Below are 26,743 nucleotides of genomic sequence, written 5' to 3'. Positions count from 1 at the left end.
TCGCTCCTGTTGCGGAAACTTTCGCCCGTCCTCGTGACGGGCTTTTTTTCGGTGATTGAAGAGAGACTTAGGATCTGCACGAACAAGTGGAGAGATCGGCGCATCGCGCGCTCGAATAGCTGGACCTCTTCGTAGGCGCCCAGGGATGCTGGTCCCTTGCAGGCGATCAGCCAGAGCAGGAAAGCGATCGCCGCGGTTATGCGTCACCGCATCGCGTGGCAGTCTTACTCGACACCGATGCGCTTGATGTTCAGCTGGCAACTGACCTGCATCGTCTCGCCAGGCAACAACAGCCGCATCCCGTTCGCGACCGGATCGTCCATGCCAAGGGCGTTATTGGCGTGGGATACCGGTTCCACTGCGAAGAAGCCCATATCAGCAGGTGGCGTGAACACCACCAGATGAGCAAGTGCCTCGTTGGCGTTCATGCTCAGCTCGACGCCCTGCCCTGGCCAGCGAATCAGCACTGGCGCGGTACGGCCAACGAAACAGTTATCCAACCCTGGCTCCTGCAGCTGCCTGGCGGTCGCGAAGTCCCATTGTGCCGGAATCTGCGACAGATGCGACGGCACGCCTTGCGAGTCGTTTTGCCAAACGGAGCGCGCCGCGAACTGCAGCCGGCAATCGTCATGGCGCAAGAAGTACGGATGCCAACCTAGCCCGGCAGGCATCGAGCGGGTGTCGGTATTGCGCAAATTCAGGTGCAGCGTAACGCCTCCATCACCGAGCTCAATTCGATGCTCCAGCTCGAAGGCGAACGGCCAATCAAGGACCGCGTCGCCCTCCGGTCGATGCGTGACGGCGAGGCTCAGGCTGGCCGATGCCTGTTCGGCCACGATCCAGGCCCTTTTCCAGACGACGCCATGAATCGGCAGCGGATGGTCAGGTGACAATCGGCGCAGTGGATAGTGCTCGCCTTCGTGCTCGAAGGCGCCACCGCCGACTCGATTGGAAAATGGTGCCAGGACGAAGCAGCCGGCACGGCGGACGCTGTCGGAACCGTCCCATGGCCGCAATAGGTCGATACCGTCAATACTCAGGTGCGTGATCGCCCCACCCAACCCCGGACAAACCGACACCTGCAGCGAACCATGCCGCAGTTCGATCTCGGTCAGACTCGGTTGGCGATCGGACATGGCAGATGACTCCTCAGGCGAGCCGTTATCACTCGCGGATGTGAATGTAAGCGGCGCCCCACACCCACACGCTTGTGACTGTGGCTGTGGTAACGCCATTGGGATGTCGCTCAGAAATGTCGAACCCGGGCTTCTGGCCAGGGCTCGTTGTGGCGACGGTTGCCGCCTCCAGTCCGAAGCGCTCCGGTAAGTGCGCTCAGACCGCTGTCAGCACTTCTCCACGCTCGATAAACGCGCGCAGATTGGCCAACAGCAATTCTTCCATCGCCCGCCGGGTTTCCTCGGTGGCGCTACCGATATGAGGCAGCAGGACGACGTTCGGCAGGTCGAGCAAGGCGTGCGGCACATTCGGCTCCTGGGCGTACACGTCCAGCCCGGCACCGCCCAGGCGGCCCTCAAGCAACGCTTCGACCAATGCCGGTTCGTCCACCACCGAGCCGCGCGATACGTTGATCAGCGTGCCTTTCGCGCCAAGCGCGTCCAGAACCTCGCGATGGATGAGATTACGGGTGCTTTTCCCGCCAGGGCAGGTCAGCACCAGAAAATCACTCCAGCGTGCCAATTCGATCAGGTCAGACTCGTAGCCGTACTCACAACCTTCGACCGGCTGACGATTGTGGTAGCGCACCTGCATGTCGAAACCACTGGAGCGCTTGGCGACAGCCTCGCCGATGCGACCAAGACCGACGATGCCGAGTCGTTTGCCGTAAACCTTGCTCGCCAAAGGCAGGCCACCTGAGAGCCACTCGCCGTTACGAACGAAACGGTCAGCCCGGGAAATCTGGCGAGCACAGTCGATAACCAACCCGAAGGCAAGGTCTGCAACGCAGTCGTTGAGCACATCTGGCGTGTTGCTTACTGGAATGCCCCGCTCCCGCGCCGCTCCCACGGCGATGGAGTCATAACCGACACCGGAACTGATGATCGCCTTAAGGTTGGGCAGCCGCTCGATCAATTCTGCGGTGCAACCGAAGCGCGCCGAGGTCACCACGATTTCGATGCGTTGGGCGTGCTGATCGAGCAAAACATTCGCGTCCTGCTCCCAGATGCGCAGTACCTCATGCTCCGCGGCCAGGTCGCGGTTGAAGCGTTCGGTCAGGGGGCCGAGCTGGAGAATACAGGTCACGGGATTACCTCTGAGAGAGAGATTCGGTTAGAGCACTTTGCCGGGATTCATCAACCCTTTGGGGTCGAACGTCGCCTTGAGCGCGCGCATCAGCTCTAGCTCTAGCGGGTCCTTGTAATGCTTGGCCGCGTCGCGCTTGGCCTGGCCAAGCCCATGCTCGGCGCTGATACTGCCACGCAGGCTCATGGTGACGTCATAGATCACCCGCATGATCGCCTCCTGGTGCGCCTTGAAGACCGCATCTTGGCAGCCGATCGGCTTGCTGATGTTGTAGTGCAGGTTGCCGTCGCCGACATGGCCGTAGGCAACGATGCGTACGCCGGGGAACTGCTCGATAAGGCGCTGATTGGTCGCTTCGATGAATGCCGGAATCGAGCTCACCGGCACGCTGATGTCGTGCTTGAGGCTTGGACCTTCATGGTTCTGCGCCTCGGAAATACCTTCGCGCATGGCCCACAACGCCGCCACCTGGGCTTCACTCCCGGCCAGCACGGCATCGATCGCCAGCTCGCGCTCCAGCGCTTCGCCGATGCCCACCTCTAACAGTTGGTTGAGCGGCGCATCCGGCTGGGTATCGCTGAGTTCGATCAGTACATACCAGGGGTGAGGCTCGGCGAACGGATCGCTGCATCCCGCGACGTGGCTCAGCACGAACTCGACGCTTTGCCGCGACATCAGTTCGAAGCCGGTCAGACGGTCGCCACAGAGCTCACGAATGACGCCGATCAACTCCACCGCGGCCTGGGCGCTGGGCAAGGCCACCCAGGCGGTGGTCGTGCTGCGCACGGCCGGATACAGCTTGAGCACCGCCGCAGTGATAACGCCGAGCGTGCCTTCCGAACCAATGAACAGCTGCTTGAGGTCGTAGCCGGTGTTGTCCTTGCGCAACCCGCGAAGGCCGTTCCAGATCCGCCCGTCCGGCAGCACAACTTCCAGGCCAAGGGCGAGATCACGCATGTTGCCGTAGCGCAACACCGCAGTGCCGCCGGCGTTGGTGGCGAGATTGCCACCCACAGTGCAGCTGCCCTGCGCGCCAAGCGCCAACGGAAACAACCGCCCTGCCTCAGCAGCCGCCTCTTGCAGCGTCTGCAGGATGACACCCGCCTCTACGGTGATGGTTTCGTTCGCCGGGTCGACTTCGCGAATACGGGTCATGCGGGTCAAGGACAGCACCACCTGGGTGCCGCTTGCATCCGGAATCGAGCCGCCACACAAACCCGTATTGCCACCCTGCGGAACCAGTGTCACCTGGTATTGGTTGCAGAGCCGTACTACGGATGCGACCTCTTCGGTGCTGGCCGGGCGAATCACCAGCGCCGCGTCGCCACGGTAGGCGTTGCGCCAGTCGCTCAGATAGCTCTGCATGCGCTCGGCATCACGAACGATGCCGATTGCACCGACGATGCGTTCAATCTCGCGGATGAATTCGTCCGGCAGCATGCTCATCTCGACCTCCCGCAGTTAGAACATTCGCTACAGCGCACCAGGCGGATGCGTTGATTCATTTTCGTGCTGTGGTCAGGTGATGGGCGCCGGATTGAACAGCACGATGTCGTTGTGCAGCCGGTGTTGCTCGGCCCAGGTCTTCTTGCGACCGCTGGCGACATCCAGGTAGTAGTGGAACAGCTCCCAGCCCAGCTCCTCGAGAGTCGCGCGGCCGCTGGCGATGCGGCCCGCGTCGATGTCGATCAGATCCGGCCAGCGTTCGGCCAGCTCGGTACGGGTCGCCACCTTCACCACCGGCGCCATGGCCAGGCCGTACGGCGTGCCGCGGCCGGTCGTGAACACGTGCAGGTTCATGCCGGCTGCCAACTGAAGCGTGCCGCAAACGAAGTCACTGGCTGGCGTGGCACAGAATATCAGCCCCTTGCGATCGACCCGCTCGCCCGGCCCGACCACGCCATTGATGGCGCCGCTGCCGGATTTGACGATCGAGCCCAGCGACTTCTCGACGATATTGGACAACCCGCCCTTCTTGTTACCCGGCGTGGTGTTGGCGCTGCGATCCGCGGCGCCGCGCTCCAGGTACTGGTCGTACCAGTCCATCTCGGCGATCAGTGCGTCGGCGATTTCAGTCGACTCGGCGCGGGCGGTGAGCATGTACACCGCGTCGCGAACCTCAGTATTTTCGGAGAACATCACGGTGGCGCCGGCGCGAACCAGCAAGTCCGACGCATAGCCCAACGCCGGATTGGCGGTGATACCCGAGAAGGCGTCGCTGCCGCCGCACTGCATACCAAGCACAAGCTCGGACGCCGGTACCGTCTCGCGGCGACGCTGGTCGAGTTTCTTCAGCCGCGTTTCGGCCAGGGCCATGATCTGCTCGATCATTTCGCCAAATCCGGTATTGGACTCCTGTAGGCGATAGAGCCAGGGGTCACGCAGGTCCACCGAAGGATCGCCCTCGTGCATCACCTGCTCGGCCTGGAGTTTCTCGCAGCCGAGGCTGATGACCAGCGCCTCGCCACCCAGGTTCGGGTTGCGCGCCAGGTTGCGCACGGTGCGGATCGGGATGTAGGCGTCGCGCGCATTGATGGCCACGCCGCAGCCATAGCTGTGAGTCAGCGCCACTACATCATCGACGTTGGGGTATTTGGGCAGCAGCTCATCGCGAATGCGCTTGACCGCGTGTTCCAGCACGCCGGTCACGCACTGCACTGTGGTGCTGATGCCGAGGATATTGCGCGTGCCCACCGTGCCGTCGGCGTTGCGATAACCCTCGAAGGTGTAGCCTTCCAGCGGGGCGAGCTTGTCCGGTACGGCATTGGCACGCGGCAAGCTATCAAGCGGTGGCGCGCTGGGCATCTTCAGCTGGGTTTCCTTCACCCATGAGCCGCGACGCAGCGGCTCGAGCGCATAGCCGATGATCTGGCCATAGCGGCGCACAGGCTCTCCTTCGGGAATGTCCACCAGCGCCACCTTATGGCTCTGGGGCACGCTTTCGACCGTCACCAGGCCATCCTCGAACCGGGCACCGGTCGGCACACCGCCATCGTTGACCACCACGGCCACGTTGTCCGCCTCGTGGAGGCGAATGTAACGCGGCGAATCTTGATGCTGAATCAGTTCCACGGTGTCGTTCATATCGGTCTCCGGTCAGGCCGGTTGTTGTCTGGTGCTCTGCGCAAGGGAATCACAGACATAGGGTGGACTGAGGCGGATCGCCGTCCAGCCCGCCCTACTGGCTGGTGGGTGAAATCAACGCACCATGCACGGCTTTTTGTTGTTGAAGGTCCAGTTCGGAATCAGGTACTGCATGGCGATGGCATCGTCGCGCGCGCCCAGTCCTTTGGCCAGGTAAAGCTCGTGAGCCTTCTGCAGCGCATCTTCATCCAGTTCCACACCCAGACCCGCCTTGGCCGGTACAGCGACCTTGCCGCCGACGATCTGCAGCGGTTCGCGGGTCAGGTATTGGCCGTCCTGCCAGATCCAATGGGTATCGATCGCGGTGATCTTTCCCGGCGCGGCTGCGGCTACATGCGTGAACATCGCCAATGAGATGTCGAAGTGGTTGTTGGAATGCGAGCCCCAGGTGAGGCCCCAGTCGTTGCACATCTGCGCGACACGAACCGAGCCGCTCATGGTCCAGAAGTGCGGGTCCGCCAATGGGATGTCCACTGATTGCAACTGGACGGTGTGACCCATCTGCCGCCAATCAGTCGCGATCATATTCGTCGCGGTCGGCAGGCCGGTGGCACGGCGGAACTCGGCCATGACTTCCCGACCGGAGTAACCGTTCTCGGCGCCGCATGGGTCTTCGGCATAGGCCAGCACGCCGTGCAGGTCCTTGCACAGGTCGATGGCTTCAGCCAGTGACCAAGCGCCGTTTGGGTCCAGGGTGATGCGGGCATCGGGGAAGCGCTCGGCCAGCGCGCGGATGGCCTTGACCTCTTCGCTGCCCGGCAGCACGCCACCCTTGAGTTTGAAATCCTTGAAACCGTAACGCTCATAGGCCGCCTCGGCCTGGCGCACGACTGTCTCGGGGGTCAGCGCTTCGTCGTTGCGCACACGGAACCAGTTATCGCTGGCGTTCGATTCGTCGCGGTAGCCGAGGTCAGTCTTGTTGCGATCGGCGATGAAGAACAGATAGCCGAGCATTTCGACTTCGTCGCGCTGCTGGCCGTCACCGAGCAGTGCAGCAACCGGTACGCCGAGATGCTGGCCGAGCAGGTCGAGCAGCGCCGACTCGATGGCGGTGATCGCGTGGATCGCAATGCGCAGATCGAAGGTCTGCAAGCCGCGGCCACCAACGTCGCGGTCGGCGAAGGCCTTGCGCGCCTGGTTCAGCAAACCGTTGAAATTACCAACCGATTGGCCGATCAGAATGGCGCGAGCGTCGTCCAGCGTTTTGCGGATCGCCTCGCCACCGGGGACCTCGCCGACACCTGTATTGCCGGCGCTGTCCTTGAGAATGAGGATGTTGCGGGTGAAATACGGACCATGGGCGCCGCTCAGGTTGAGCAGCATGCTGTCTTGACCTGCGACCGGAACCACCCGAAGTTCGGTGATTACCGGAGCACCATGATTCACAGAATTGTTCATATGCGTCTCTCTTTTGTTCTTATGGTCCGCGTTGCGGGTACAGCGATCTGTTCGCCATGGGCGCGACCCGCCGAGACGCTAGGCGGCTCGGACAGGGTGCGCCGTGTCAAGCGGCACGGCTGATCAGCCGATATAGGTGGTCTTCACCGTGGTGTAGAACTCCTGGGCGTAGCGTCCCTGCTCGCGCGGGCCATAGGACGAGCCTTTGCGCCCGCCGAATGGCACGTGGTAATCCACGCCGGCGGTCGGCAGGTTGACCATCACCATTCCCGCCTGAGAATGACGCTTGAAATGGTTGGCGTACTTCAGCGACGTGGTGCAGATGCCAGCCGACAGGCCGAACTCGGTGTCGTTGGCCATGGCCAGCGCTTCGTCGTAGTCCTTGACCTTCACCACGTTGGCCACTGGCCCGAAGATCTCTTCACGGCTGATGCGCATGTCGGCGGTGCTGTCGACGAACAACGTCGGCGCCAGGAAGTAACCTTCTGTCCCGCAGCTGACACGCTCGCCACCGCAGGCCAGGCGTGCACCCTCTTGCTTGCCAATTTCGATGTATTTCAGGTCCTGTTCCAGCTGGGCCTGAGAAACCACCGGGCCGACGTCCACGCCCTGCTCCAGAGCAGAACCGACCTTGATCTTCTTGATGCGCTCGATCATGGCTTCGACGAAACGATCGTAGATGCCTTCGGTCACGATGATGCGGCTGGAAGCGGTGCAACGCTGGCCGGTCGAATAGAACGCACTTTGCGCGGCCAGTTCGACGGCGGTATTGAGATCGGCATCGTCCAGAATGATCTGCGGGTTCTTGCCACCCATTTCCAGCTGAACCTTGGCCTGACGTCCCACGCAAGTCGCCGCGATACCACGACCAACACCCACCGAACCGGTGAAGCTAACGCCATCGACGCGCTTGTCGTTAACGATGGCTTCGCCCACTTCGCGGCCCTTGCCCATCACCAAGTTGAACACACCCGCCGGGAAGCCAGCACGTGAAATGATCTCGGCGATCGCCCAGGCGCAGCCGGGAACCAGATCCGCCGGTTTGATCACCACGCAGTTGCCGTAGGCCAGCGCCGGGGCAATCTTCCACGCCGGAATGGCGATCGGGAAGTTCCAGGGGGTAATCAGACCGATCACGCCCAGCGGTTCCCGAGTGACTTCAACGCTGACGCCCGGGCGGACCGACTGCAGGGTTTCACCCGCCTGGCGCAGGCATTCACCCGCGAAATACTTGAAGATGTTGCCGGCACGGGACACTTCACCGATGGCTTCCGGCAGGGTCTTGCCTTCTTCCCGAGCGAGCAGATTACCCAGCTCTTCGCGGCGCGCCAGGATTTCCAGTCCTACCTTTTCCAGGGCATCGGCACGTGCCTGAATACCGGAAGTCGACCAAGCGGGAAATGCCTTACGTGCTGCTGCGATGGCGGCTTCGACCTGCGACGCGTCCGCCTGAGCGTATTCGCCGATGACGTCCGACAGATCGGACGGATTGATATTGGCCTGGTAGTTTTTGCCTGCTACCCATTGGCCATCGATGTAGTTGTCATAACGCTTTGCTTCTGCCACGGAACTCTCCTTCGTGAGGTCCGCCGCCGATGCCCTGACTATGATGACGGGCATCTGAAGCGGCGGGTGGGGCGAGTGATAGAGCGGGCGGGCCTTTATTGAGCGCCCTGCTTCGCGATCAGTGCGGCGAGCGCTTCGTACTCGTCCGGGCGCAGATCGGTCAGTGGTGCGCGCACGGGACCTGCGTCGTAACCGGAAATCTTCGCGCCCGCCTTGACGATGCTGACCGCGTAGCCTTTGCACTTATTGCGGATGTCGAGATACGGCAGGAAGAAATCATCGATCAGCTTACCGACGGTTTCATGATCGTCACGGGAGATAGCGCCGTAGAAGTCCATTGCCAACTTCGGAACGAAGTTGAACACCGCGGAGGAATAAACCGGTACGCCGAGTGCCTTATAGGCGGCGGCATAGACTTCTGCGGTAGGCAGACCGCCAAGATAAGTCAGGCGATCGCCCAAGCGACGGCGAATGGAGACCATCAGCTCGATGTCACCGAGGCCATCCTTATAGCCCACAAGGTTCGGGCAACGCTCGGCCAGTTGCTCTAGCAGCGGCGCGGTCAGACGGCACACGTTGCGGTTATAAACCACGACGCCGATGTTGACCGACTTACAGACCTCTTCCACATGACGCGCAACACCTTCCTGGCTGGCTTCGGTCAGGTAATGCGGCAGCAGCAGCAGACCCTTCGCGCCAAGGCGCTCAGCTTCCTGCGCATAGGCAATGGCCTGACGGGTAGGACCGCCAACGCCAGCGAGGATCGGCACCTGACCGGCACAGGTATCAACCGCGGTCTTGATGATGTCCGGATACTCCTGTGGGGTCAGCGAGAAGAACTCGCCTGTGCCGCCGGCCGCGAACAAGGCAGTCGCGCCATAAGGTGCCAGCCACTCCAGTCGCTTGATATACCCGGCGCGATTGAAGTCGCCTTGCTGGTCAAAATCGGTAACAGGAAAAGAGAGCAGACCAGAAGAGAGGATGGCCTTCAGTTCTTGTGGGTTCATTGTTTGAGCATCCTGTGAAGCTATCGGTATTTGAGGAAGGGGCCGCAGCCTTGAGATACGTTATCGTACAACTCTAAAACACGCTACCGGTTTTGACGATTTTCTTCTTCTCCTCGTTCGCTCCCTCTGAATATGGCCAACTCCCCCGAGTCATCGCGATAGGCGGGATTCGCGGCATTTCTTCTATTCTGAAAAAGAACACCAGATCCTGAAGGAGGCGAAACCTGGCGTCGACCGAGCAGTCACACAGAACAATTTTTATGTTTCCGTCATTTGACAACCACCATCGGCGCTGATAAAAATCGAACCAAGTCATACGACAACGTATGACAAAACAAACAGAGCTTAAAAAGCCATGTCTCATTCCGCGCATTTCTCCTCTGCAGCGCCCAGGCCTGTTGCCCACATCTCCACCGCTGTCTTGCCTCAGCGGGCAAGTCGTTCCGATAACCATTACAGCCTGGCGAGCGCGCCGGCCGCGAATCGTTCACGGTCAGACAGCTGTACGCGAGGGCTTGGCTGATAGCGCCACCCTCCCTATCCAATCATTGAGCTCACAAGAACAATCAGGAGCCCGCGACTCGATGTCAGACCTCAAAGCCAATACCCCTATCGTGACCAGGATGCAGGTCATCCCCGTGGCGGGCTACGACAGCATGCTGCTGAACCTTTGCGGTGCGCATGCGCCCTATTTCACTCGCAACCTCGTGGTGCTTGAAGACAGCGCCGGGCACAAGGGGATCGGCGAAGTCCCCGGCGGCGAAGGCATCCGTCAAGCGCTGGAGCGCACCAAAGGGCTCGTCGTGGGGCAGCAGGTCGGCCGCTACAACCGCGTGCTCAACGCCCTGCGCCAGGCTATTGCGGGCGGCTCGGCGAAAGGGCCGCAGGCCACCCAACATGAGGTGACCTCCGAAGCCGAAGCCGCGGTACTCAAACAGCCACACGAGATCAACCTGCGACTGGATAATGTCATCACCGCGGTCGAAGCCGCCCTCCTCGACCTGCTCGGACAGCATCTCAACGTGCCTGTCGCAGAATTGCTCGGCAGCGGCCAGCAGCGTGACAGTGTGCCGATGCTGGCGTACCTCTTCTATATAGGTGATCGCACCCGCACCGACCTGCCTTATCTGGCCGGCAGCGGTTCGGCCGACGAGTGGTACCACCTTCGCCATCAGGAGGCGGTCACCCCAGCCTCCATCGTCCGGCTTGCCGAAGCCGCCACGGCGCGCTATGGCTTCAAGGACTTCAAACTCAAAGGCGGCGTGATGCGCGGCAGCGAAGAGATGCAGGCGATTGCAGGCATCAAGGCGCGCTTTCCGGACTCACGTGTCACGCTCGATCCAAACGGCGCCTGGTCCCTGGCCGAAGCCATCGAGCTGTGCAAAGGCCAGGGCCACATCCTGTCCTACGCCGAAGATCCCTGCGGTCCCGAAAACGGCTACTCCGGTCGCGAGATCATGGCCGAGTTCAAGCGCGCAACGGGCATTCCCACCGCCACCAACATGGTCGCCACCGACTGGCGGCAGATGGGCCATTCGCTGCGCCTCGAAGCAGTCGACATCCCGCTGGCCGATCCACATTTCTGGACCATGCAGGGCTCGGTTCGACTGGCGCAGATGTGCGAGCAGTTCGGCCTGACCTGGGGTTCGCATTCGAACAATCACTTCGACGTCTCGCTGGCGATGTTCACCCACGCCGCGGCTGCAGCGCCGGGCAACATCACCGCCATCGACACCCACTGGATCTGGCAAGAAGGCCAGGAGCGCCTGACCCGCGAACCGCTGCAGATTGTCGGTGGCGCGGTGCAAGTGCCAGACAAGCCGGGACTCGGCATCGAACCGGACATGGATCGAATCGCTGCCGCGCACGAGCTCTATAACAAGGTCGCCACCGGCGTCCGAGACGATGCCATGGCCATGCAGTATCTGGTGCCTGGCTGGAAATACGATCCCAAGCAGCCAAGCCTGGGGCGTCAATAACCAGAAAAGATACAAACGAAGCGCCGCAACCCCAACCACGGAGAGACCCAACAATGAAAAAAGCTATCAGCGCCTCCCTCGTTTCCGCCCTGCTTGCAACCGCAGTCAGCGGCGCCTATGCCGCCGAAACCGAATGGCCGACGCGTCCTGTGCAGGTCGTGGTCATCGCCAATGCCGGCGGCGACACCGACTTCAATGCCCGCACCATGGCCAAATACTTCACCAAGATCACCGGCGAAGCGATGGTCATCACCAACGTCGCGGGCGGCGGCGGCACCTTGGCTGCCGAGCAGGTCAAGCAGGCCGACCCGGACGGCAATACCATTCTCTTCACCCACACGGGCCAGTTGATCGTCAACGAAGTCGCAGGCCTGACCAAGGACAGCCTGGACGCATTCGACATCTGCTGCATCGCGGGCGTCGACAAGGGCACCGTATTCGTCGCCTCGAAAAGCTCAGGCCTGAAATCACTGGAAGACCTGATCTCTAAGTCCAAGGCAGAGCCAAGCAGCGTGACCTACGGCACCGAGATGGGCAGCTACTCGCACCTGCAAGGCCTGATGTTCGAAGGTCTGACCGATACCAAGCTGAAGATGGTCGACGCCGGCACGGTGTCGGAAAAGGTCGTCGCCCTGCTGGGTAACCGTATCGACCTCGCCGCGATCAGCTACGGTTCGGTACAGGACTACGTAACGAGCGGTGAGATGGTCGCCCTGGGCCAGCCCAACGACGAGCGCAACCCGCTGCTGGGCGATGTGCCGACCTTCAAGGAACAAGGCGTCGACTTCGTCATGGAGAAGCCCTATGTCGTCGCGTTCCCGGACGGCACCGATCCGGCCATCATCGAAAAAATGGCCGGCATCGTGAAGCAGATCACCGAGACGCCTGAATACGAGGAAGAGCTGCGCAAGACGTTCAAGCAACCGGTCAGCTACTTCGGTACCGACGCGTCCATCGACCGCTTGAAGAACACCCGTGAGCAGTTCATGGAATACAAGGACGATCTGCGCCAGAGCAAGTAAGCCTGCGACCCGATGCCGGGCGCGCTCGCTGCGCCCGGCAGCCTTTCTTCTGAATCGAGAGCAGCCCCATGGATACCTACAAGAGAAAGGAGTTACTGGTCGGAGCCCTGATGCTGGGCGCCGGCCTGTTCTACCTGTTCCTGACAATCAATCTTCCGCGCAAAGGTTTCATCGACGCATCAACCGTTCCTTATGTACTGTCCGTCGGGCTCTGCCTGCTGGGCGTGTTGCAACTGCTGACTGCAACCAGGGCGACGCAACCTTCGGCTGATCCCGATGCGGCAGCTGACCCATCTACCGGAACGCCACCTGACTACCCGACGGTTTTCAAGACGCTAGGCCTGATCGCCGTATACGTCGCGCTGCTGCAGAAAGTCGGCTTTCCAATCATGACCGTGCTTTATCTGTATGCGCAGTTCATCGTGATCACGCCTCGCGAACAGAAGATCAACCACATCGCCTATGTCGTCATCGCGGTTGTGACCTCCGCAGTGATCTTCTTCACCTTCCGGCAGGGCTTCGATCTGATGCTCCCGACCGGCTTTCTGAAATTCTAGGAGGCGGCCATGTTCGAGCTTCTGCAGGCCGGTTTCGGTGCGGTTTTCTCTCCCTATATCTTCATCCTGATTACCCTTGGAGTCGCCGTTGGCATTGTCTTTGGTGCAGTTCCGGGGCTTTCGGCGACCATGGCAATCGCCCTGTGCCTGCCGCTGACCTACACCATGGGCCCGGCGGCCGGCCTATCGCTGCTAGTGGCCCTGTTCATCGGCGCGACATCCGGGGGTCTGATTTCGGCGATTCTGCTGAAAATTCCCGGTACGCCAGCCTCCATCGCCACGACCTTCGACGGCGGGCCGATGATGGAAAAAGGCGAAGGTCTGAAGGCCCTTGGGGTCGGCGTGGTGTTCTCCTTCATCGGCACCGTCTTCAGTATCGTCGCGCTGATGTCCATCGCCCCCTCGCTGGCGAAGATCGCTCTGCGTTTCGGCCCTCACGAGTATTTCGCCATTGCGATCTTCTCGCTGACGCTGATCGCCACGCTGTCCACCGGCTCGCTGCTCAAGGGCATCTACGCCGGCACCCTGGGCTTCGCGTTTTCCACCGTAGGCATCGCTCCGGTCGATGCCATCCGCCGCTTCACCTTCGACTCGCCCAACCTCAACGGCGGTTTCGCGATGCTGACGGTGATGATCGGTATGTTCGCCGTGGCCGAAGTGATCAAGATTGCCGAAACGGGCCGCGCCGCGCACAAGAGCAAGATCGCGTCCGTCAGCATGAAGGGCGTCAAAGGCTTCGGTTTCTCCATAAAGGAGTTCTTCGGGCAGATTCCCAATGCGTTTCGCTCCTCGCTGATCGGCATCGGGATCGGGATATTGCCGGGCATCGGGGCCGGCACCTCGAACATCGTCTCCTACATCATTGCCAAGAAGCGCTCCAAGCATCCCGAGCGATTCGGCAAGGGCGCGGTCGAGGGCGTGGTCGCCAGCGAGACGGCCAACAACGCCGGCATCGGCAGCGCCATGATCCCGCTGATGACACTCGGCATTCCGGGCGATACCGTGACCGCGATCCTGCTCGGTGGCTTCATGATTCACGGCATCCAGCCGGGCCCCTTGCTGTTCATTACCCAGGGCGCGCTGGTCTACACCATCTTCGCCGCCCTCATCCTGGCCTCCGTAATGATGCTGGTACTGGAGTTCTATGGGCTGCGGATCTTCATCAAACTGCTGGCGGTACCCAAGCACATTCTGCTGCCGATCATCCTGGTGCTGTGCGTGGTGGGTGCGTTCGGTCTGAGCAGCCGGGTGTTCGATGTCTGGACCATTCTGTTGTTCGGCCTGATCGGCTATGGCTTCGTCAAAGGCGGAATGCCCGCGGCGCCGTTCATCATCGGCTTCATTCTCGGGCCGATGGCCGAAACCAATCTGCGGCGCGGCCTGATGCTCTCGGACGGCAACTTCATGGGTTTCCTCACCAATCCCATCTCGGCGGCCTTCCTGGCGCTGGCCCTGCTGTCGGTGCTCTGGCATCTGTTCAGCGCATTGCGCGGTCGTAAAAGCGCAGTGGAAAAACTGCAGCGCGCTTGAGCGTGCGGCACCGCGCAAGCGGTGCCGCGCAAGCGGTGCCGCCGGGCATAGAACCGCGCCTTGGCGCGGTTTTTTTGCTCAGCCACGCTTACCCATTTCGATCTTTGCCAACGTCCAGTCAGCTACGCGCTCGTGCAGGCTGAGGCCCAGGCCTGGCCGGTCTGGCACGATCATGTGGCCGTCGCGTATTTCCAGTCGCTCGTTGAAGGCCGGTTCCAACCATTCGAAGTGCTCGACCCAGGCCTGATGCTCGTAGGCAGCCGCAAGATGCAAATGGATTTCCATGACGAAATGCGGCGCCATGATCATGCCGCGTTGTTCGGCTGCCTGGGCGACCTTGAGAAACGGCGTGATACCGCCCATGCGAGGCGCGTCGTGCATGATCATATCGACCGCGCCGGTGTCGACATAGCCCAAAGCTTCTGCTGCGCTGGTGAGCATCTCGCCGGTACCGATGGGCGTATCCAGTTGCGCGGCCAAAGCGGCGTGCCCCGCAACGTCATGCGCATCGAGCGGTTCCTCGATCCATTCCAACTGATACTGCTCCAGCGCTCGCCCCACACGTAATGCGGTGATGCGATCCCATTGTTGATTGACATCCACCATCAGTGGCACCTGGTCGCCGAGATGTTTGCGCAAGGCATCAACCCGCTGCAGATCGAGGCGGCTATCCGGCTGCCCGACCTTTATCTTCACGCCGCCAATGCCGCGCTCGCGAGACTGCGTCGCCTTGTCGATGAGCTCTTCGATCGAGGCCTGCAGATAGCCGCCCGAGGTGTTGTAGCAGCGCACCGAGCCGCGCTGCGCACCCAGCAGTTTGGATAGCGGTAGCTCTGCGCGCCGTGCCTTGAGGTCCCACAAGGCGATGTCGATCGCAGCTATGGCCTGCGCCGCGACACCGCCCCGCCCTACCGAAGCACTTGCCCACGCCTGCTTGCTCCAGAGTCGGGCGATGTCGTTGGGATCTTCTCCGATCAGCAAGGGTGCGAGTTCCTGAGCGTGGGCATATTGCGCCGGCCCGCCGGTGCGCAGGCTGTAGCTGAATCCCAGGCCGGCGTGCCCCTGTTCGGTTTCGATCTCGGCAAACAACAGACTGACCGAGGCCAATGCGGCTTGCCGACCGGTCGCCACTTTGGCATCGCTGACAGCGTGCGCCAGTGGCAGCTCCACCGAGCGCAGACCGACCCAGGTAATGCGATCGGAAATGTACGTTTTCATGTCCACCTTCATGGTCGCGACGATGTATGGAAAGCATGATGGACGTTGCGATTGATGCAGAGCTAATCTAATCACCCTCTTGATTGATACCGGAAATGCATCAATGTTTGATCTGGCGCAACTGCGATGCTTTACCGCTCTGGCGACGGAGTTGAATTTTCGTCGCGCCGCTGAGCGCCTGCACATGACCCAGCCGCCACTGAGCCGGCAGATCCAGCTGTTGGAGCATCAACTGGGCGTCGTCTTGTTCACCCGCAGTACCCGTGCGGTGGCGTTGACGGCCGCGGGTCGTGCCTTCTTCGTCGAAGCCCAGGCGCTGCTTGAGCAGGCCCACCGGGCGGCACAGACTGCGCGACTGATTGCGCTGGGCGAAAGCGGGACAGTGAGCATCGGCTTCGTCGCCAGCGCGGTTTACGATTTTTTGCCTCGGGTGGTGGCACAGGCCAGGCGCGACCGCCCCGGTGTACAGATCGCGCTACAGGAGATGACCACCTTCGAGCAACTGCAGGCCCTGCGCACGCGGCGCATCGACCTGGCCATCGTGCGTGCGTCTCTGAACGATCCGGGCCTTGTCAGCGAGCGTCTGGTGCGCGAGCCCTTCGTCCTGGCCGTGCACGACGAGCATTCGCTGGCACGACTCGAGCCGCTTGAACTGGCGGCATTGCACGGCCAGCCGTTCATCCTTTATTCGCATGCCGCCTGGCAGCCGTTCAATGAGCTGCTCACCGGCATGTTCCGCTCCACCGGCGTGCAACCGGACTATGTCCAGTCACTCAGCAACACATTGACCATCCTGTCCCTGGTGAACGTCGGCATGGGCCTGGCACTGGTGCCGCGCAGCGCCAGTGCGGTGAGCTTCGAGCGAGTGCGTTGGCGCACGCTCGACCTTCCGATAGGCGTACACAGCGAGCTACATCTGGTCTGGCGCGACGATAACGACAACCCGGCCGTCGCCGCGCTTCGCGAAGCAGTGCGTCATGCGGCCAGCGAGCCCGCTCAGGCGCGCTGACCCACCTCGGCCTGCTGCGCGGTCCAGCCAGCCACCCGTTCGCTCAGACTCAAGCCCAGACCGGGTCGATTCGGCACCAGCATCCGCCCATCGCGAATTTCCAGTCGTTCCTCGAACAACGGTTCCAGCCATTCGAAGTGCTCGACCCAGGGTTCACGAATGTGGGTCGCCGCAAGATGCACGTGCAGCTCCATGGCGAAGTGCGGCGCTAATGTCATGCCGGCCTGTTCCGCCAGGGTCTGCACCCGCAGATAGGGCGTGATGCCGCCGACGCGCGGGGCGTCAGGCATCAGGAAATCGGCAGCACGCTGACGAATGAACTCCCAGTGTTCGGCCGGGCTGGTAAGCATCTCGCCCGTTGCGATTGGCGTATCGAACTGGCGCACCAGCTCGGCGTGCCCCTCGGCGTCGTAGCAGTCCAGCGGCTCCTCGATCCATATCAGATCGAAGGGTTCCAGGCGTCGACACATGCGACGGGCCATCGGTCGGTCCCATTGCTGGTTGGCATCGACCATCAGTGGAAACGCTTCGCCCAGGTGCTGGCGTACCGTGCCGACCCGATGCAGATCCAGCGCCCAATCCGGCTGGCCGACCTTGAGCTTGATCCCGCCGATGCCCTTCTCGCGCGACAAATCAGTGTTCTTCATCAACTGATCCAGCGGCGTATGCAGGAAGCCACCAGACGTGTTGTAACAGCGTACCGAATCGCGCTGCGCGCCCAGCAAACGCGCCAGCGACAGTCCGGCGCGACGTGCCTTTAGATCCCACAGCGCCACGTCGAAGGCGCCGATGGCCTGGGTCGCCAGGCCGCTGCGCCCCACCGATGCGCCCGCCCAGCACAGTTTGTCCCATAGTTTGGCGATATCGCTGGGATTCTCGCCGATCAGATTGGGCGCCACCTCCAGGGCATGGGCGAACTGTCCCGCGCCGCCGGCGCGCTTGGAATAGCTGAACCCCAGCCCCTGGTGGCCGTCGCGGGTTTCGATTTCGGCGATCAGGATGGCGATTTCGGTCATCGGCTTTTGCCGGCCGGTGAGTACCTTCGCATCGCTTATAGGATGGGCCAGCGGCAGCGCCACCGAGCGCAGACGTAGCCAGGTGATACGGTCATCGTCGGCATAGATGATCGCGCAGTTGTCGTTCATGGAACCTCCTGGTGATGGAACCGACGACCTACCCGAGCCCGCTGTGACCAGACAATCACATAGACCTGTCAGACCGTCGAAAATGAAGTGCCCGATTCACCCTATGATGATTGCGCAATCATTCGAGTCCTAAAAATATCAGGCGCGGTCTCGCACGATCAGCTCGAAGACAACATCCAGGCGCAACGGATCGTGAGCCTGAGCGGGCTCGGCAATGCGCGCCAGCAACGCTTCGGCAATGGCTCGGCCAATCCTCGGCCCATCGACCCGTACAGTGGTCAACGGGGGGGCTGTGCGCCGCGCTGGACAGATCGCCAAAGCCCATCAGCGCCAGGTCTGCAGGGACGGCCAGACCGCGACTGGCTGCCTCCGCCAGTACACCTTGAGCCAGGGTGTCGGAGCTGCAGACCACCACGCCCCCCGTCGCGTTCGGCCGATCCAGCGCGCGACACGGTGATTGGAGAAACGCCCGCGACCTTGGCCACTTCGATCAGCGTTGGCGTGCCTGGCGGGCGAACATCGGGCTACTTTCTGCTCATGACCGTCTACCGTCGCTCATGACTGTCTATCGTCGAGGCGCCTCATGGGGATGAGGAACGGGCTCTGAAGCCCACATCTGAACACCCTTACTCCTGGCGCTGTCATCATACAACTACACGGGGTTCGACCGACTTGCTCATCCTTTTCCAATACGGGAGTCCTACTCGACTTTAGTGGTATGTGATTGCCCCGCTGCGCCCGCTAGCGTGATGCTTTGCATTCACCTCTGAAGGCTATGAAGCCTAGAGAACAAGCCACTTTCAGGCGCAACGAACGGAGCTTTCCCAGGCAAGGCAAGCATTTTGGGCATCAGCAAGAAGATCGCAATCGCGGTTGACAAAGCTCGATGGTCGCAGAAATAATCAGCTCAAGTCATCCGACAACCGATGACATCAAAAACAATAAGCGACGGGCAGGCCCATAATGACAAGCACGACGACCACACCCACACCCTTCAATCGCCTCCTGCTGACTGGCGCGGCGGGAGGTTTGGGCAAGGTGCTACGCGAAACGCTTCGACCCTATGCCACTGTTATTCGTCTCTCCGATATTGCCTCTATGGAGCCTGCCACCGGCCCGCATGAAGAGGTGATGCCTTGCGATCTCTCCGATAAAGCAGCCGTACACTCACTTTGCGAGGGTGTCGATGCGATCGCGCATTTTGGCGGCGTCTCTGTCGAGCGGCCTTTCGAAGAGATTCTCGAAGCCAACATCCGCGGTGTATTTCATATCTACGAAGCCGCACGCAAGCACGGCATCAAGCGCGTGATCTTTGCCAGTTCCAACCATGTCATCGGTTTTCACAAGCAGACCGAAACCATCGACGCTAACGCCCCGCGCCGCCCAGACAGCTACTACGGCCTGTCCAAATCCTACGGCGAGGACATGGCGAGCTTCTATTTCGATCGCTACGGCATCGAGACCGTCAGCATTCGCATCGGCTCTTCCTTCCCCGAACCGCTCAATCGTCGAATGATGGCCACCTGGCTCAGCTATCGAGACCTGACCGATCTGATTGGACGTTCGCTGTTCACTCCCAATGTTGGTCACACCGTCGTTTATGGCGCCTCGGCGAACCGGGATGTCTGGTGGGACAACCACATGGCGGCGCACCTTGGCTTCACACCCAAGGACACATCAGAAGTATTCCGCGACAAGGTCGAAGCGCAACCACCCTACGCCCCCAACGATCCTGCCTTGATCTACCAAGGCGGTGCGTTCTGCGAAGCAGGTCCCTTCGACGATTGATCGCCTTGCGCCACGCCGCGAAAAACAACAAGAGAATCGCCATGGCAAACCAAGCAGAACTGATCGTCGATGCCCGGAACGCTACCGGAGAGAGCCCGGTGTGGATCGCCTCCGAACAGGCGCTCTACTGGGTCGACATTCCCAACCGCCAATTGCAGCGCTGGGCGGCAGCGGACGCTTCGGTGACCCGCTGGACTGGCGAGCAGATGGTCGCCTGCATCGCGCGCCGCGATGGCGCTGCGAATCGCTGGATCGCCGGAATGGAAGACGGCGTCTTCGACATCACTCCGCAGGATGACGGCACGCTTGCCGCCACTCGCCTCATCGATGTGCAGCACGGTCACCGCGGTATGCGGTTCAACGATGGACGCTGCGACCGCCAGGGGCGTTTCTGGGCTGGCACTATGGTCATGGATATGGCTGCTGGCATCCCGGCTGGCGCGCTGTACCGCTTTGATGGTTCCGCCAGCGACGGTTCGCTCGCTGCACAGATAAACGACTTCATCGTGCCTAACGGGTTGGGCTTCAGCCCGGACGGCCGAACCATGTATCTGTCCGACTCGCACCCCAGCGTGCAGTGCATCTGGGCATTCGATTACGACATCGACAGCGGCACCCCGAGCAATCGCCGTCTGTTCGTCGACATGACCCAATATGCCGGTCGCCCAGATGGCGCTGCGGTGGACGTCGACGGCTGCTATTGGATCTGCGGCAACGATGCCGGCCTGATCCACCGTTTCACGCCGGACGGCCGTCTTGATCGTTCGCTGCAAGTACCTGTCAAGAAGCCAGCCATGTGCGCCTTTGGTGGCTCTGGCCTCGACACCCTGTTCGTCACGTCCATCCGTCCGGGGGGCGATCTCTCCGACCAGCCGTTAGCGGGCGGCGTGTTCGCCCTGCAACCCGGCGTCTGCGGACTGGAGGAAACACCCTTTCGTCAATGATTCACCCATGCAAGGACCGGCTCGCGGTTGTCCGGCCTTGAAGTTCCAACGCTGCTCACCAACAACAACAAGATGGAGATCCACATGAACTTCAAACGCAAGTTGCTCATCGCTGCACTCCCCTTCGCCTTCTGCTTGTCCAGCGCGGCCCATGCGGCCATGACATTGAAGATCGCTGAAATCCATCCAGCCGGTTACCCGACGGTCGTGGCTCAGGAACACATGGGCCAGAAGATTGAAGAAGCCACGAACGGCGAACTCAAGTTCCGCATGTTCTCCGGCGGCGTGCTTGGCTCGGAAAAAGAAGTGGTGGAGCAGGTCCAGATCGGTGCGGTGCAAATGACCCGCGTCAGCCTCGGCACGCTCGGTCCGGTAGTACCGGATGTCAACGCCTTCAACATGCCTTTCGTGTTCCGTGACCATGAACATATGCGCAAGGTCATCGACGGTGAAATCGGCCAGGAGATCCTCGACAAGATCACTAACTCCGAATTCAACATGGTCGGTCTGGCATGGATGGATGGCGGTGTGCGTAACCTCTACACCAAAGAGCCGGTTCGCAAGCTGGAAGATCTCAAGGGGATGAAAATTCGTGTCATGGGCAACCCCCTGTTCATCGACACTCTGAACGCCATGGGCGCACAAGGCGTTGCAATGAATACCGGTGAGATCTTCAGCGCCCTGCAAACTGGCGTGGTTGACGGCGCCGAAAACAATCCGCCAACCATGCTTGAGCACAACCACTTCCGTGCTGCGAAGAACTATTCGCTGACCGGTCACCTGATTCTCCCCGAGCCGATCGTGATGTCCAAGGCGACCTGGAACAAGCTCACCCCGGAACAGCAGGAAATCGTCAAGAAGTACGCCAAGGAAGCGCAGATGGAAGAGCGCAAACTGTGGGACGAGAAGACCGCCAGCAGCGAAGCCAAGCTCAAGGAAGAAGGCGTCACCTTCATCGAGGTGGACAAGAAGCCCTTCTACGACGCGACCGCCCCGGTTCGCGAGAAGTACGGCGCACCCTACGCCGAGCTGATCAAGCGTATCGAAGCCGTCCAGTAATTCGTTCTCTCTGAAAAGTCTCGCGGTGGCGGGCCTGCGCCCGTCACCGCGCTTGTGGTGAAGTCTGATGAAAAACACGCTGCTGCGCGTCAACGACGCGATCTACATGACCTGTGTATGGGTCGCGGGATTGGCCATCGTGGTCATGTCCATGATCATCCCTTGGGGGATCTTCGCGCGCTACGTGCTGGGCTCCGGTGGCGGCTGGCCTGAACCGGTGGCCATCCTGCTGATGGTGATCTTTACATTTCTTGGCGCTGCGGCGAGCTATCGAGCCGGAGCGCATATGGCGGTGACCATGTTCACCGACCGTCTGCCTGAACATCTGCACCGCCATGTCGAACTGCTGGTGCAAATCCTGATGGCCATCATCTGTCTGTTCATGACCATCTGGGGCGTCAAGCTGTGCATCGCCACCTGGAACCAATTCATGAGCACCTTGCCGACGTTGCGCGTTGGTATCACCTATTCCCCTATTCCAATTGGCGGCGCGATCACGCTGCTGTTCGTGCTCGAACGAATCATTTTCGGTGACCAGAGCCATCGACGAGCGGTCAACTACGAGCTGGTCGAAGACAGCAAGGAGGCGGTGTAATGGATGCGCTGATACTACTTGGCAGCTTCGCTGTGCTGTTCCTCCTACGGATGCCGGTCGCCTATGCGCTGGGCTTGTCGGCACTGATCGGCGCCTGGTGGATCGACATCCCGTTCGACGCGGTGATGATTCAGGTCGCGGGCGGCGTCAACAAATTCTCTTTGCTGGCGATCCCATTCTTCGTGCTGGCAGGAGCCATCATGGCCGAAGGCGGCATGTCGCGGAGGCTGGTTGCTTTCGCTGCCGTGCTGGTTGGGTTCGTACGCGGTGGTCTGTCCCTGGTCAACATCATGGCCTCCACCTTCTTCGGCGCCATCTCAGGCTCGTCCTTGGCGGATACCGCTTCGGTGGGTTCGGTGCTGATTCCGGAAATGGAGAAGAAGGGCTACCCGCGCGAATTTTCCACCGCGGTTACGGTCAGTGGCTCGGTCCAGGCACTTCTGACGCCACCTAGCCATAACTCGGTGCTGTTCTCGCTGGCAGCCGGCGGCACAGTCTCGATTTCATCGCTGTTCATCGCCGGCATCGGCCCTGGACTGCTGCTGAGCGCGGTGATGATGACCATGTGTCTGATCTTCGCTCGGGTGCGCAATTACCCCAAAGGTGAGGTCGTTCCACTCAAGCAGGCGCTGAAGATTTGTGTCGAAGCGCTCTGGGGCCTGATGACCATGGTCATCATCCTTGGCGGCATTCTTTCCGGGGTATTCACCGCGACCGAATCCGCCTCGATTGCCGTCGTCTGGGCGTTCTTCGTGACCATGTTCATTTACCGCGACTACAAGTGGCGTGAGCTGCCCAAGCTGCTGCACCGGACGGTGCGTACGCTGTCGGTGGTGATGATCCTGATCGCGTTCGCCGCCAGCTTCGGCTACATCATGACGCTGATGCAGATTCCCTCGAAGATCACCACGATGTTTCTGACGCTGTCGGATAATCGCTACGTGATTCTGATGTGCATCAACATGATGCTGCTGGTACTCGGCACCCTGATGGACATGGCGCCGCTGATCCTGATTCTCACGCCGATTCTGATGCCTGTGATTACCGGCATCGGGGTCGACCCGGTGCACTTCGGTATGATCATGCTGGTCAATCTCGGGATCGGTCTGATCACCCCACCGGTAGGCGCTGTCTTGTTCGTCGGCGCGGCAATCGGCAAAGTGACCATCGAGAACACGGTCAAAGCGCTGCTGCCCTTCTATGCCGCGCTGCTGCTGGTACTGATAGCCGTAACCTACATTCCGGCCATCTCGCTCTGGTTGCCAAGCATGGTGCTCTGACAGTCCTCAGCGCACGAGCGAGGACGCCGCCCACCCGGGCGGCGTTTTGCTTTGCAAGCCAACGAACAATTCGCCACCCATAACCATCAAAAAGCCACCACTGCCATCTGGCTACACGGCCGAACGGAACGGATTCCGCCCAGGACAGGACTGACCCCATGCAAACTGCTGCGCCCTTCCCACGCCATATCGCCGTACTGGTTCTGGCCACCCTGGCCTGCTCGTTCGCAGGCAATCACATCGCCGCCCGGATTGCTTTCGATCACGACACCGGACTGCTGCTGGCCATGCTCTGTCGCGCTGGCGTTACCCTGATTGCCTTAGGCACCTTGGTCTTCTGGCGGCGCGAATCCCTGCGCCTGAGCAGCGCCACTTGGCGCTGGCAGATTCTGCTCGGCCTGCTGATCGCGGTTCAGAGCTTCTGTATCTACTCAGCCGTGGCTCGCATTCCCGTGGCGCTGGCCCTGTTGGTGGTGAATCTGTCGCCCATCATGCTTGCGCTGCTCACCTGGCTGCTAGGCGGCCCAAGACCGACCCGGCAGGCGCTGGCGATCATGGGCATGATCCTGTTCGGCCTGGTACTGGTACTGGACGTCCCGGCACGCTTGGTCAGCAGCGAGGCGCCGGACGGCCAGTGGGTCGCCGGCATATTATTCAGCCTGACCGCGGCCGCGGTGTTTGCGATCGCGCTGTGGGTTACCGAACATAAGCTATCGACGATGGCCGGTTCGGTGCGCAGCATGCTGACGCTGGTCGTCGTATTCAGCAGCTCCGCCCTGCTTGGCGCCAGCGGCCTGATACCGGGTGGTCTGAGCCTGCCAAGCGCGAGCGCCGGCTGGATCGCCCTGGGGTGCCTGATATTGCTCTACGGGGCGGCGTTCTCGACGCTGTTCATCTGTATGCCGCGCCTGAATATCGCGCGCAATGCGCCGGTAATGAATGTGGAGCCGGTCGCTGGCATGCTGCTGGGCTGGCTGGTGCTCGACCAATTGCTCGGGCCCTTGCAAGTGCTGGGTGGCCTGATCGTCGTCAGCGGTATCGTTCTACTGGCGTACCGCAAGCATTGAGGCGAAAGGACAACCGGCCTGACGGTCATTCCGTTGAGGATCACCGTCTTGGCACACCGGCGATCGTTCGCTAACACGACGGAACGCTGAGCCGCCGAGTGGCGCTAGAGAAGCCGGTATTGGACGTTAGAAGGAGCAGCTGATTACCGGTGGACTCATCCATGAGCCCGGTATAGCGCCGCTGCACTGCGAGCCTCTGCTGCGGTACGCGTCGCCGGCATGGCCATGAACCAGCGCTGAGGTTCACCCAACCTTGTCGGTTTCAGCCTCTTCGTGCGCCTGGCGCAGCCGCTCGCGGCTGTTGGTCAGGTGCAGGCGCATCGCGGCGCGAGCGGATTCGGCATCCTGGCGAGCGATGGCGTCGTAGATCTGCTCATGCTCTCGGCCGAGGCGTTGCTGATAGTGCGGCTGGTCATCGTGCGCCAGGCGGGCCGAATTGAGTCGACTGCGCGGAATGATCGCTGTGCCGAGGTGATTCATGATGTCGGTGAAATAGCGATTGCCGGTTGCCTCGGCAATCTGCAGGTGGAACTGGAAATCGGAAACCGCGGCTTCGCTGGACAGTGCCGCGCTCTGCTGCAGCGAATCCAGGAACGCGCGCATCGCCGCCAGTTGTTCTGGAGTGCGACGCATCGCCGCCAACCCGGCTGACTCGACCTCAAGGCTGATACGTAGCTCGAGAATCGACAATACGTCACGCAACGTGCCGATGGTTGCCGGGTCGATGCGAAGACCCGTGGTACTGGGCGTGTCGAGTACGAAGGTACCGATGCCGTGACGCGTTTCCACCAGACCGGACGCCTGTAAGCGTGAGATCGCTTCGCGCACCACCGTCCTGCTTACACCCTGCGCCTGCATGATTGCAGACTCGGTGGGCAGCTTGTCTCCGCGCTTGATGAGGCCGTCGCGTATCTGCTGGGACAGCTCCGTGACCAGTTCCTGTGCAAGACTGCGGTGCTTCCGGCGGACGCGTGGTTGAGCGCTCTGGTTTTCCATGGACACATCGATCTCATTGAAGCGAAGTAATCTGTATCATAGCCCAGTGGTTGTACGATGACTATCCGACGACCGGATATAGGTAAGCCAGCGTCGTATCCAAACCTGACGGGGCATCTCGCCGTTTGAGAAGACAGCGAAAGGGGCGCGGAACGCGGCGGGTCTTACCCGATGACAGGTTCAATGATTCCGACGCTTTCGTAGGTGCAAGCCTGGCTCTTCCCGTCACCAGCGCTCGCGAAGAAAGCGGGCGATCTGGTGGAAGTACGCGGCCACGTCGGGCAGTAGGCTGGACATGCGCAGGAAGTCGTGGGTCAACCCTCGGCAAAGCGTCACCTCGACATCCACGCCCTGTTCCTGCAACGCCTTCGCATAGGCCAGTCCCTCGTCCACCAGAGGATCGAACTCGGCGATCAGCAATAACGCCGCGGCGCTGCCGCGCAGCCGTTCGCCTGCATACAACGGGGAGCAGTGCCAGTCACACCGCTGCGACTGCTCCGGTGCATATTGTCGGTAGAACCACTCCAGCGTGGCGCTCTCCAGCAGGTAACCGTCGGCAAACAATTCGCGCGATTCGCTTCCATCCTGGGCATCCACCGCCGGGTAGAACAGCAGTTGCGCACAGGGCAATGGGCCGCCCTCCGCCGCCAGTTGCGCCGCCAGGACGCTGGCCAGCGTGGCGCCGGCGCTGTCGCCAGCCACCGCCACCCGGGTTGGATCAATGCCGAGTCCAGCGGCCCGAACCCGCAGCCATTCCCAGGCCGCCCGCGCATCATCAGGCGCGGCGGGAAGCGGATGCTCCGGCGCCAGTCGGTAGCCAACCGCCAGCACCGTACAGCCACAGGCCTCGGCCAAGGTCCGACACAAACCGTCGTGGGACTCCAGGCTGCCAACCACGTACCCACCCCCATGGAAGTACAGCACTACCGGCGCCGAGCTTTGCGGCGTCGGGCGGTACAACCTCGCAGGCAGGGTTCGCCCTGGGAGTTCCAGCTCAAGTTGCTCCACTGGGATCCGAGGCGCACCGGCCTTCAAGGCTTGCGAAGCGGCCTCGAATTCCTCTCGCGCCCGCTCGACCGATAACTCATGCAGGGCCGGACGCCCACTCTGGCGGCGTTCGTCGACCATATCGAGAAAAGCGGAAAGTTCCTGATGCAGCATTGCAACCTCACTCAAG

Annotated in this window: 22 protein-coding genes and 1 pseudogene; 11 read left to right on the top strand and 12 right to left on the bottom strand. The window is 61.2% G+C overall.

Features of this window, described 5'->3' with window-relative positions; genetic code table 11:
* Positions 1–224: 224 nt before the first annotated feature.
* From MCB86_RS07000 to kdgD, 7 genes are all read right to left on the bottom strand, one after another.
* On the bottom strand, positions 225–1,136 hold the full coding sequence (locus MCB86_RS07000) for an aldose 1-epimerase (protein ID WP_239610422.1): 912 nt from the start codon (positions 1,134–1,136) through the stop codon (positions 225–227).
* A 196-nt stretch (positions 1,137–1,332) separates the two neighbouring features.
* Positions 1,333–2,262: a 2-hydroxyacid dehydrogenase gene (locus MCB86_RS06995; protein ID WP_045163704.1), complete on the bottom strand. Its 930-nt coding sequence runs from the start codon at positions 2,260–2,262 to the stop codon at positions 1,333–1,335.
* Positions 2,263–2,289: 27 nt separating this feature from the next.
* Positions 2,290–3,708, bottom strand: coding sequence for an FAD-binding oxidoreductase (locus tag MCB86_RS06990; RefSeq protein WP_045163705.1), 1,419 nt, complete (start codon positions 3,706–3,708; stop codon positions 2,290–2,292).
* 72 nt (positions 3,709–3,780) lie between these two features.
* Entirely contained in the window at positions 3,781–5,334 is a 1,554-nt protein-coding gene (gene garD / locus MCB86_RS06985) for a galactarate dehydratase (protein WP_239610434.1), read from the bottom strand.
* Positions 5,335–5,460: 126 nt separating this feature from the next.
* The gene (gene gudD / locus MCB86_RS06980) at positions 5,461–6,804 is read right to left on the bottom strand and encodes a glucarate dehydratase (protein ID WP_239610421.1); all 1,344 of its coding nucleotides are present in this window, start codon (positions 6,802–6,804) and stop codon (positions 5,461–5,463) included.
* A gap of 123 nt (positions 6,805–6,927) precedes the next feature.
* Positions 6,928–8,370 carry an aldehyde dehydrogenase family protein gene (locus MCB86_RS06975; RefSeq protein WP_045163707.1) on the bottom strand — a complete coding sequence of 481 codons (1,443 nt, stop codon included), beginning with the start codon at positions 8,368–8,370 and terminating at the stop codon, positions 6,928–6,930.
* A gap of 95 nt (positions 8,371–8,465) precedes the next feature.
* Positions 8,466–9,377 (bottom strand): 5-dehydro-4-deoxyglucarate dehydratase, encoded by a 912-nt coding sequence (gene kdgD, locus MCB86_RS06970; RefSeq protein WP_045163708.1) that lies wholly within the window; start codon positions 9,375–9,377, stop codon positions 8,466–8,468.
* A gap of 584 nt (positions 9,378–9,961) precedes the next feature.
* Here kdgD and MCB86_RS06965 point away from each other — a divergent pair.
* The 4 genes from MCB86_RS06965 to MCB86_RS06950 all read left to right on the top strand — a co-directional run bounded on the left by MCB86_RS06965 (position 9,962) and on the right by MCB86_RS06950 (position 14,465).
* Positions 9,962–11,356, top strand: coding sequence for an enolase C-terminal domain-like protein (locus MCB86_RS06965; protein ID WP_239610420.1), 1,395 nt, complete (start codon positions 9,962–9,964; stop codon positions 11,354–11,356).
* Between the two features lie 53 nt (positions 11,357–11,409).
* The gene (locus MCB86_RS06960; RefSeq protein ID WP_239610419.1) at positions 11,410–12,378 is read left to right on the top strand and encodes a tripartite tricarboxylate transporter substrate binding protein; all 969 of its coding nucleotides are present in this window, start codon (positions 11,410–11,412) and stop codon (positions 12,376–12,378) included.
* Positions 12,379–12,446: 68 nt separating this feature from the next.
* Positions 12,447–12,935 (top strand): tripartite tricarboxylate transporter TctB family protein, encoded by a 489-nt coding sequence (locus tag MCB86_RS06955; protein ID WP_045163711.1) that lies wholly within the window; start codon positions 12,447–12,449, stop codon positions 12,933–12,935.
* A 9-nt stretch (positions 12,936–12,944) separates the two neighbouring features.
* Positions 12,945–14,465 carry a tripartite tricarboxylate transporter permease gene (locus tag MCB86_RS06950; protein WP_045163712.1) on the top strand — a complete coding sequence of 507 codons (1,521 nt, stop codon included), beginning with the start codon at positions 12,945–12,947 and terminating at the stop codon, positions 14,463–14,465.
* A 78-nt stretch (positions 14,466–14,543) separates the two neighbouring features.
* Here MCB86_RS06950 and MCB86_RS06945 read toward each other — a convergent pair whose 3' ends face one another.
* Complete coding sequence (locus MCB86_RS06945; RefSeq protein ID WP_239610418.1) at positions 14,544–15,683, bottom strand: mandelate racemase/muconate lactonizing enzyme family protein; 1,140 nt, start codon at positions 15,681–15,683, stop codon at positions 14,544–14,546.
* 103 nt (positions 15,684–15,786) lie between these two features.
* On the opposite strand from MCB86_RS06945, the gene MCB86_RS06940 reads away from it, so the two are divergent.
* Complete coding sequence (locus tag MCB86_RS06940) at positions 15,787–16,692, top strand: LysR family transcriptional regulator (protein ID WP_239610417.1); 906 nt, start codon at positions 15,787–15,789, stop codon at positions 16,690–16,692.
* Here MCB86_RS06940 and MCB86_RS06935 read toward each other — a convergent pair.
* Complete coding sequence (locus MCB86_RS06935; protein WP_239610416.1) at positions 16,680–17,837, bottom strand: mandelate racemase/muconate lactonizing enzyme family protein; 1,158 nt, start codon at positions 17,835–17,837, stop codon at positions 16,680–16,682. The genes MCB86_RS06940 and MCB86_RS06935 overlap by 13 nt on opposite strands.
* 138 nt (positions 17,838–17,975) lie before the next feature.
* A pseudogene (locus tag MCB86_RS06930) lies at positions 17,976–18,252 on the bottom strand (substrate-binding domain-containing protein); the annotation flags it as partial.
* A gap of 548 nt (positions 18,253–18,800) precedes the next feature.
* On the opposite strand from MCB86_RS06930, the gene MCB86_RS06925 reads away from it, so the two are divergent.
* The 6 genes from MCB86_RS06925 to MCB86_RS06900 all read left to right on the top strand — a co-directional run bounded on the left by MCB86_RS06925 (position 18,801) and on the right by MCB86_RS06900 (position 24,570).
* A complete protein-coding gene (locus MCB86_RS06925; RefSeq protein WP_239610415.1) occupies positions 18,801–19,625 on the top strand; it encodes an NAD(P)-dependent oxidoreductase in 825 nt (274 codons plus the stop codon).
* A gap of 41 nt (positions 19,626–19,666) precedes the next feature.
* The gene (locus MCB86_RS06920) at positions 19,667–20,569 is read left to right on the top strand and encodes an SMP-30/gluconolactonase/LRE family protein (RefSeq protein ID WP_239610414.1); all 903 of its coding nucleotides are present in this window, start codon (positions 19,667–19,669) and stop codon (positions 20,567–20,569) included.
* Between the two features lie 84 nt (positions 20,570–20,653).
* Complete coding sequence (locus MCB86_RS06915; protein WP_045163725.1) at positions 20,654–21,628, top strand: TRAP transporter substrate-binding protein; 975 nt, start codon at positions 20,654–20,656, stop codon at positions 21,626–21,628.
* A gap of 67 nt (positions 21,629–21,695) precedes the next feature.
* Entirely contained in the window at positions 21,696–22,223 is a 528-nt protein-coding gene (locus MCB86_RS06910; RefSeq protein ID WP_045163718.1) for a TRAP transporter small permease, read from the top strand.
* Positions 22,223–23,503 (top strand): TRAP transporter large permease, encoded by a 1,281-nt coding sequence (locus MCB86_RS06905; protein ID WP_045163719.1) that lies wholly within the window; start codon positions 22,223–22,225, stop codon positions 23,501–23,503. Before MCB86_RS06910 ends, MCB86_RS06905 begins: the two co-directional genes overlap by 1 nt.
* A gap of 158 nt (positions 23,504–23,661) precedes the next feature.
* Positions 23,662–24,570 (top strand): DMT family transporter, encoded by a 909-nt coding sequence (locus MCB86_RS06900; protein WP_239610413.1) that lies wholly within the window; start codon positions 23,662–23,664, stop codon positions 24,568–24,570.
* A gap of 243 nt (positions 24,571–24,813) precedes the next feature.
* Here the strand turns inward: MCB86_RS06900 and MCB86_RS06895 are convergent, their stop codons facing one another.
* On the bottom strand, positions 24,814–25,566 hold the full coding sequence (locus MCB86_RS06895; protein ID WP_045163721.1) for a FadR/GntR family transcriptional regulator: 753 nt from the start codon (positions 25,564–25,566) through the stop codon (positions 24,814–24,816).
* A 225-nt stretch (positions 25,567–25,791) separates the two neighbouring features.
* The gene (locus MCB86_RS06890; protein ID WP_345772238.1) at positions 25,792–26,742 is read right to left on the bottom strand and encodes an alpha/beta hydrolase; all 951 of its coding nucleotides are present in this window, start codon (positions 26,740–26,742) and stop codon (positions 25,792–25,794) included.
* Between the last annotated feature and the right edge of the window lies 1 nt (position 26,743).

The sequence above is a fragment of the Pseudomonas sp. KSR10 genome, assembly GCF_022355455.1.
Lineage (GTDB): Bacteria > Pseudomonadota > Gammaproteobacteria > Pseudomonadales > Pseudomonadaceae > Stutzerimonas > Stutzerimonas stutzeri_E.
The sequence above is the reverse complement of the archived record's forward strand: the minus strand, read 5'-3'. Positions and strand labels throughout refer to the sequence as shown.

Coding starts and splice junctions, on each gene's coding strand:
- MCB86_RS07000 (WP_239610422.1), bottom strand. CDS start 1,136: ATGTCCGATCGCCAACCGAGTCTGACCGAGATCGAACTGCGGCATGGT.
- MCB86_RS06990 (WP_045163705.1), bottom strand. CDS start 3,708: ATGAGCATGCTGCCGGACGAATTCATCCGCGAGATTGAACGCATCGTC.
- gudD (WP_239610421.1), bottom strand. CDS start 6,804: ATGAACAATTCTGTGAATCATGGTGCTCCGGTAATCACCGAACTTCGG.
- kdgD (WP_045163708.1), bottom strand. CDS start 9,377: ATGAACCCACAAGAACTGAAGGCCATCCTCTCTTCTGGTCTGCTCTCT.
- MCB86_RS06965 (WP_239610420.1), top strand. CDS start 9,962: ATGTCAGACCTCAAAGCCAATACCCCTATCGTGACCAGGATGCAGGTC.
- MCB86_RS06960 (WP_239610419.1), top strand. CDS start 11,410: ATGAAAAAAGCTATCAGCGCCTCCCTCGTTTCCGCCCTGCTTGCAACC.
- MCB86_RS06955 (WP_045163711.1), top strand. CDS start 12,447: ATGGATACCTACAAGAGAAAGGAGTTACTGGTCGGAGCCCTGATGCTG.
- MCB86_RS06950 (WP_045163712.1), top strand. CDS start 12,945: ATGTTCGAGCTTCTGCAGGCCGGTTTCGGTGCGGTTTTCTCTCCCTAT.
- MCB86_RS06945 (WP_239610418.1), bottom strand. CDS start 15,683: ATGAAAACGTACATTTCCGATCGCATTACCTGGGTCGGTCTGCGCTCG.
- MCB86_RS06940 (WP_239610417.1), top strand. CDS start 15,787: ATGTTTGATCTGGCGCAACTGCGATGCTTTACCGCTCTGGCGACGGAG.
- MCB86_RS06935 (WP_239610416.1), bottom strand. CDS start 17,837: ATGAACGACAACTGCGCGATCATCTATGCCGACGATGACCGTATCACC.
- MCB86_RS06925 (WP_239610415.1), top strand. CDS start 18,801: ATGACAAGCACGACGACCACACCCACACCCTTCAATCGCCTCCTGCTG.
- MCB86_RS06920 (WP_239610414.1), top strand. CDS start 19,667: ATGGCAAACCAAGCAGAACTGATCGTCGATGCCCGGAACGCTACCGGA.
- MCB86_RS06915 (WP_045163725.1), top strand. CDS start 20,654: ATGAACTTCAAACGCAAGTTGCTCATCGCTGCACTCCCCTTCGCCTTC.
- MCB86_RS06910 (WP_045163718.1), top strand. CDS start 21,696: ATGAAAAACACGCTGCTGCGCGTCAACGACGCGATCTACATGACCTGT.
- MCB86_RS06905 (WP_045163719.1), top strand. CDS start 22,223: ATGGATGCGCTGATACTACTTGGCAGCTTCGCTGTGCTGTTCCTCCTA.
- MCB86_RS06900 (WP_239610413.1), top strand. CDS start 23,662: ATGCAAACTGCTGCGCCCTTCCCACGCCATATCGCCGTACTGGTTCTG.
- MCB86_RS06895 (WP_045163721.1), bottom strand. CDS start 25,566: ATGGAAAACCAGAGCGCTCAACCACGCGTCCGCCGGAAGCACCGCAGT.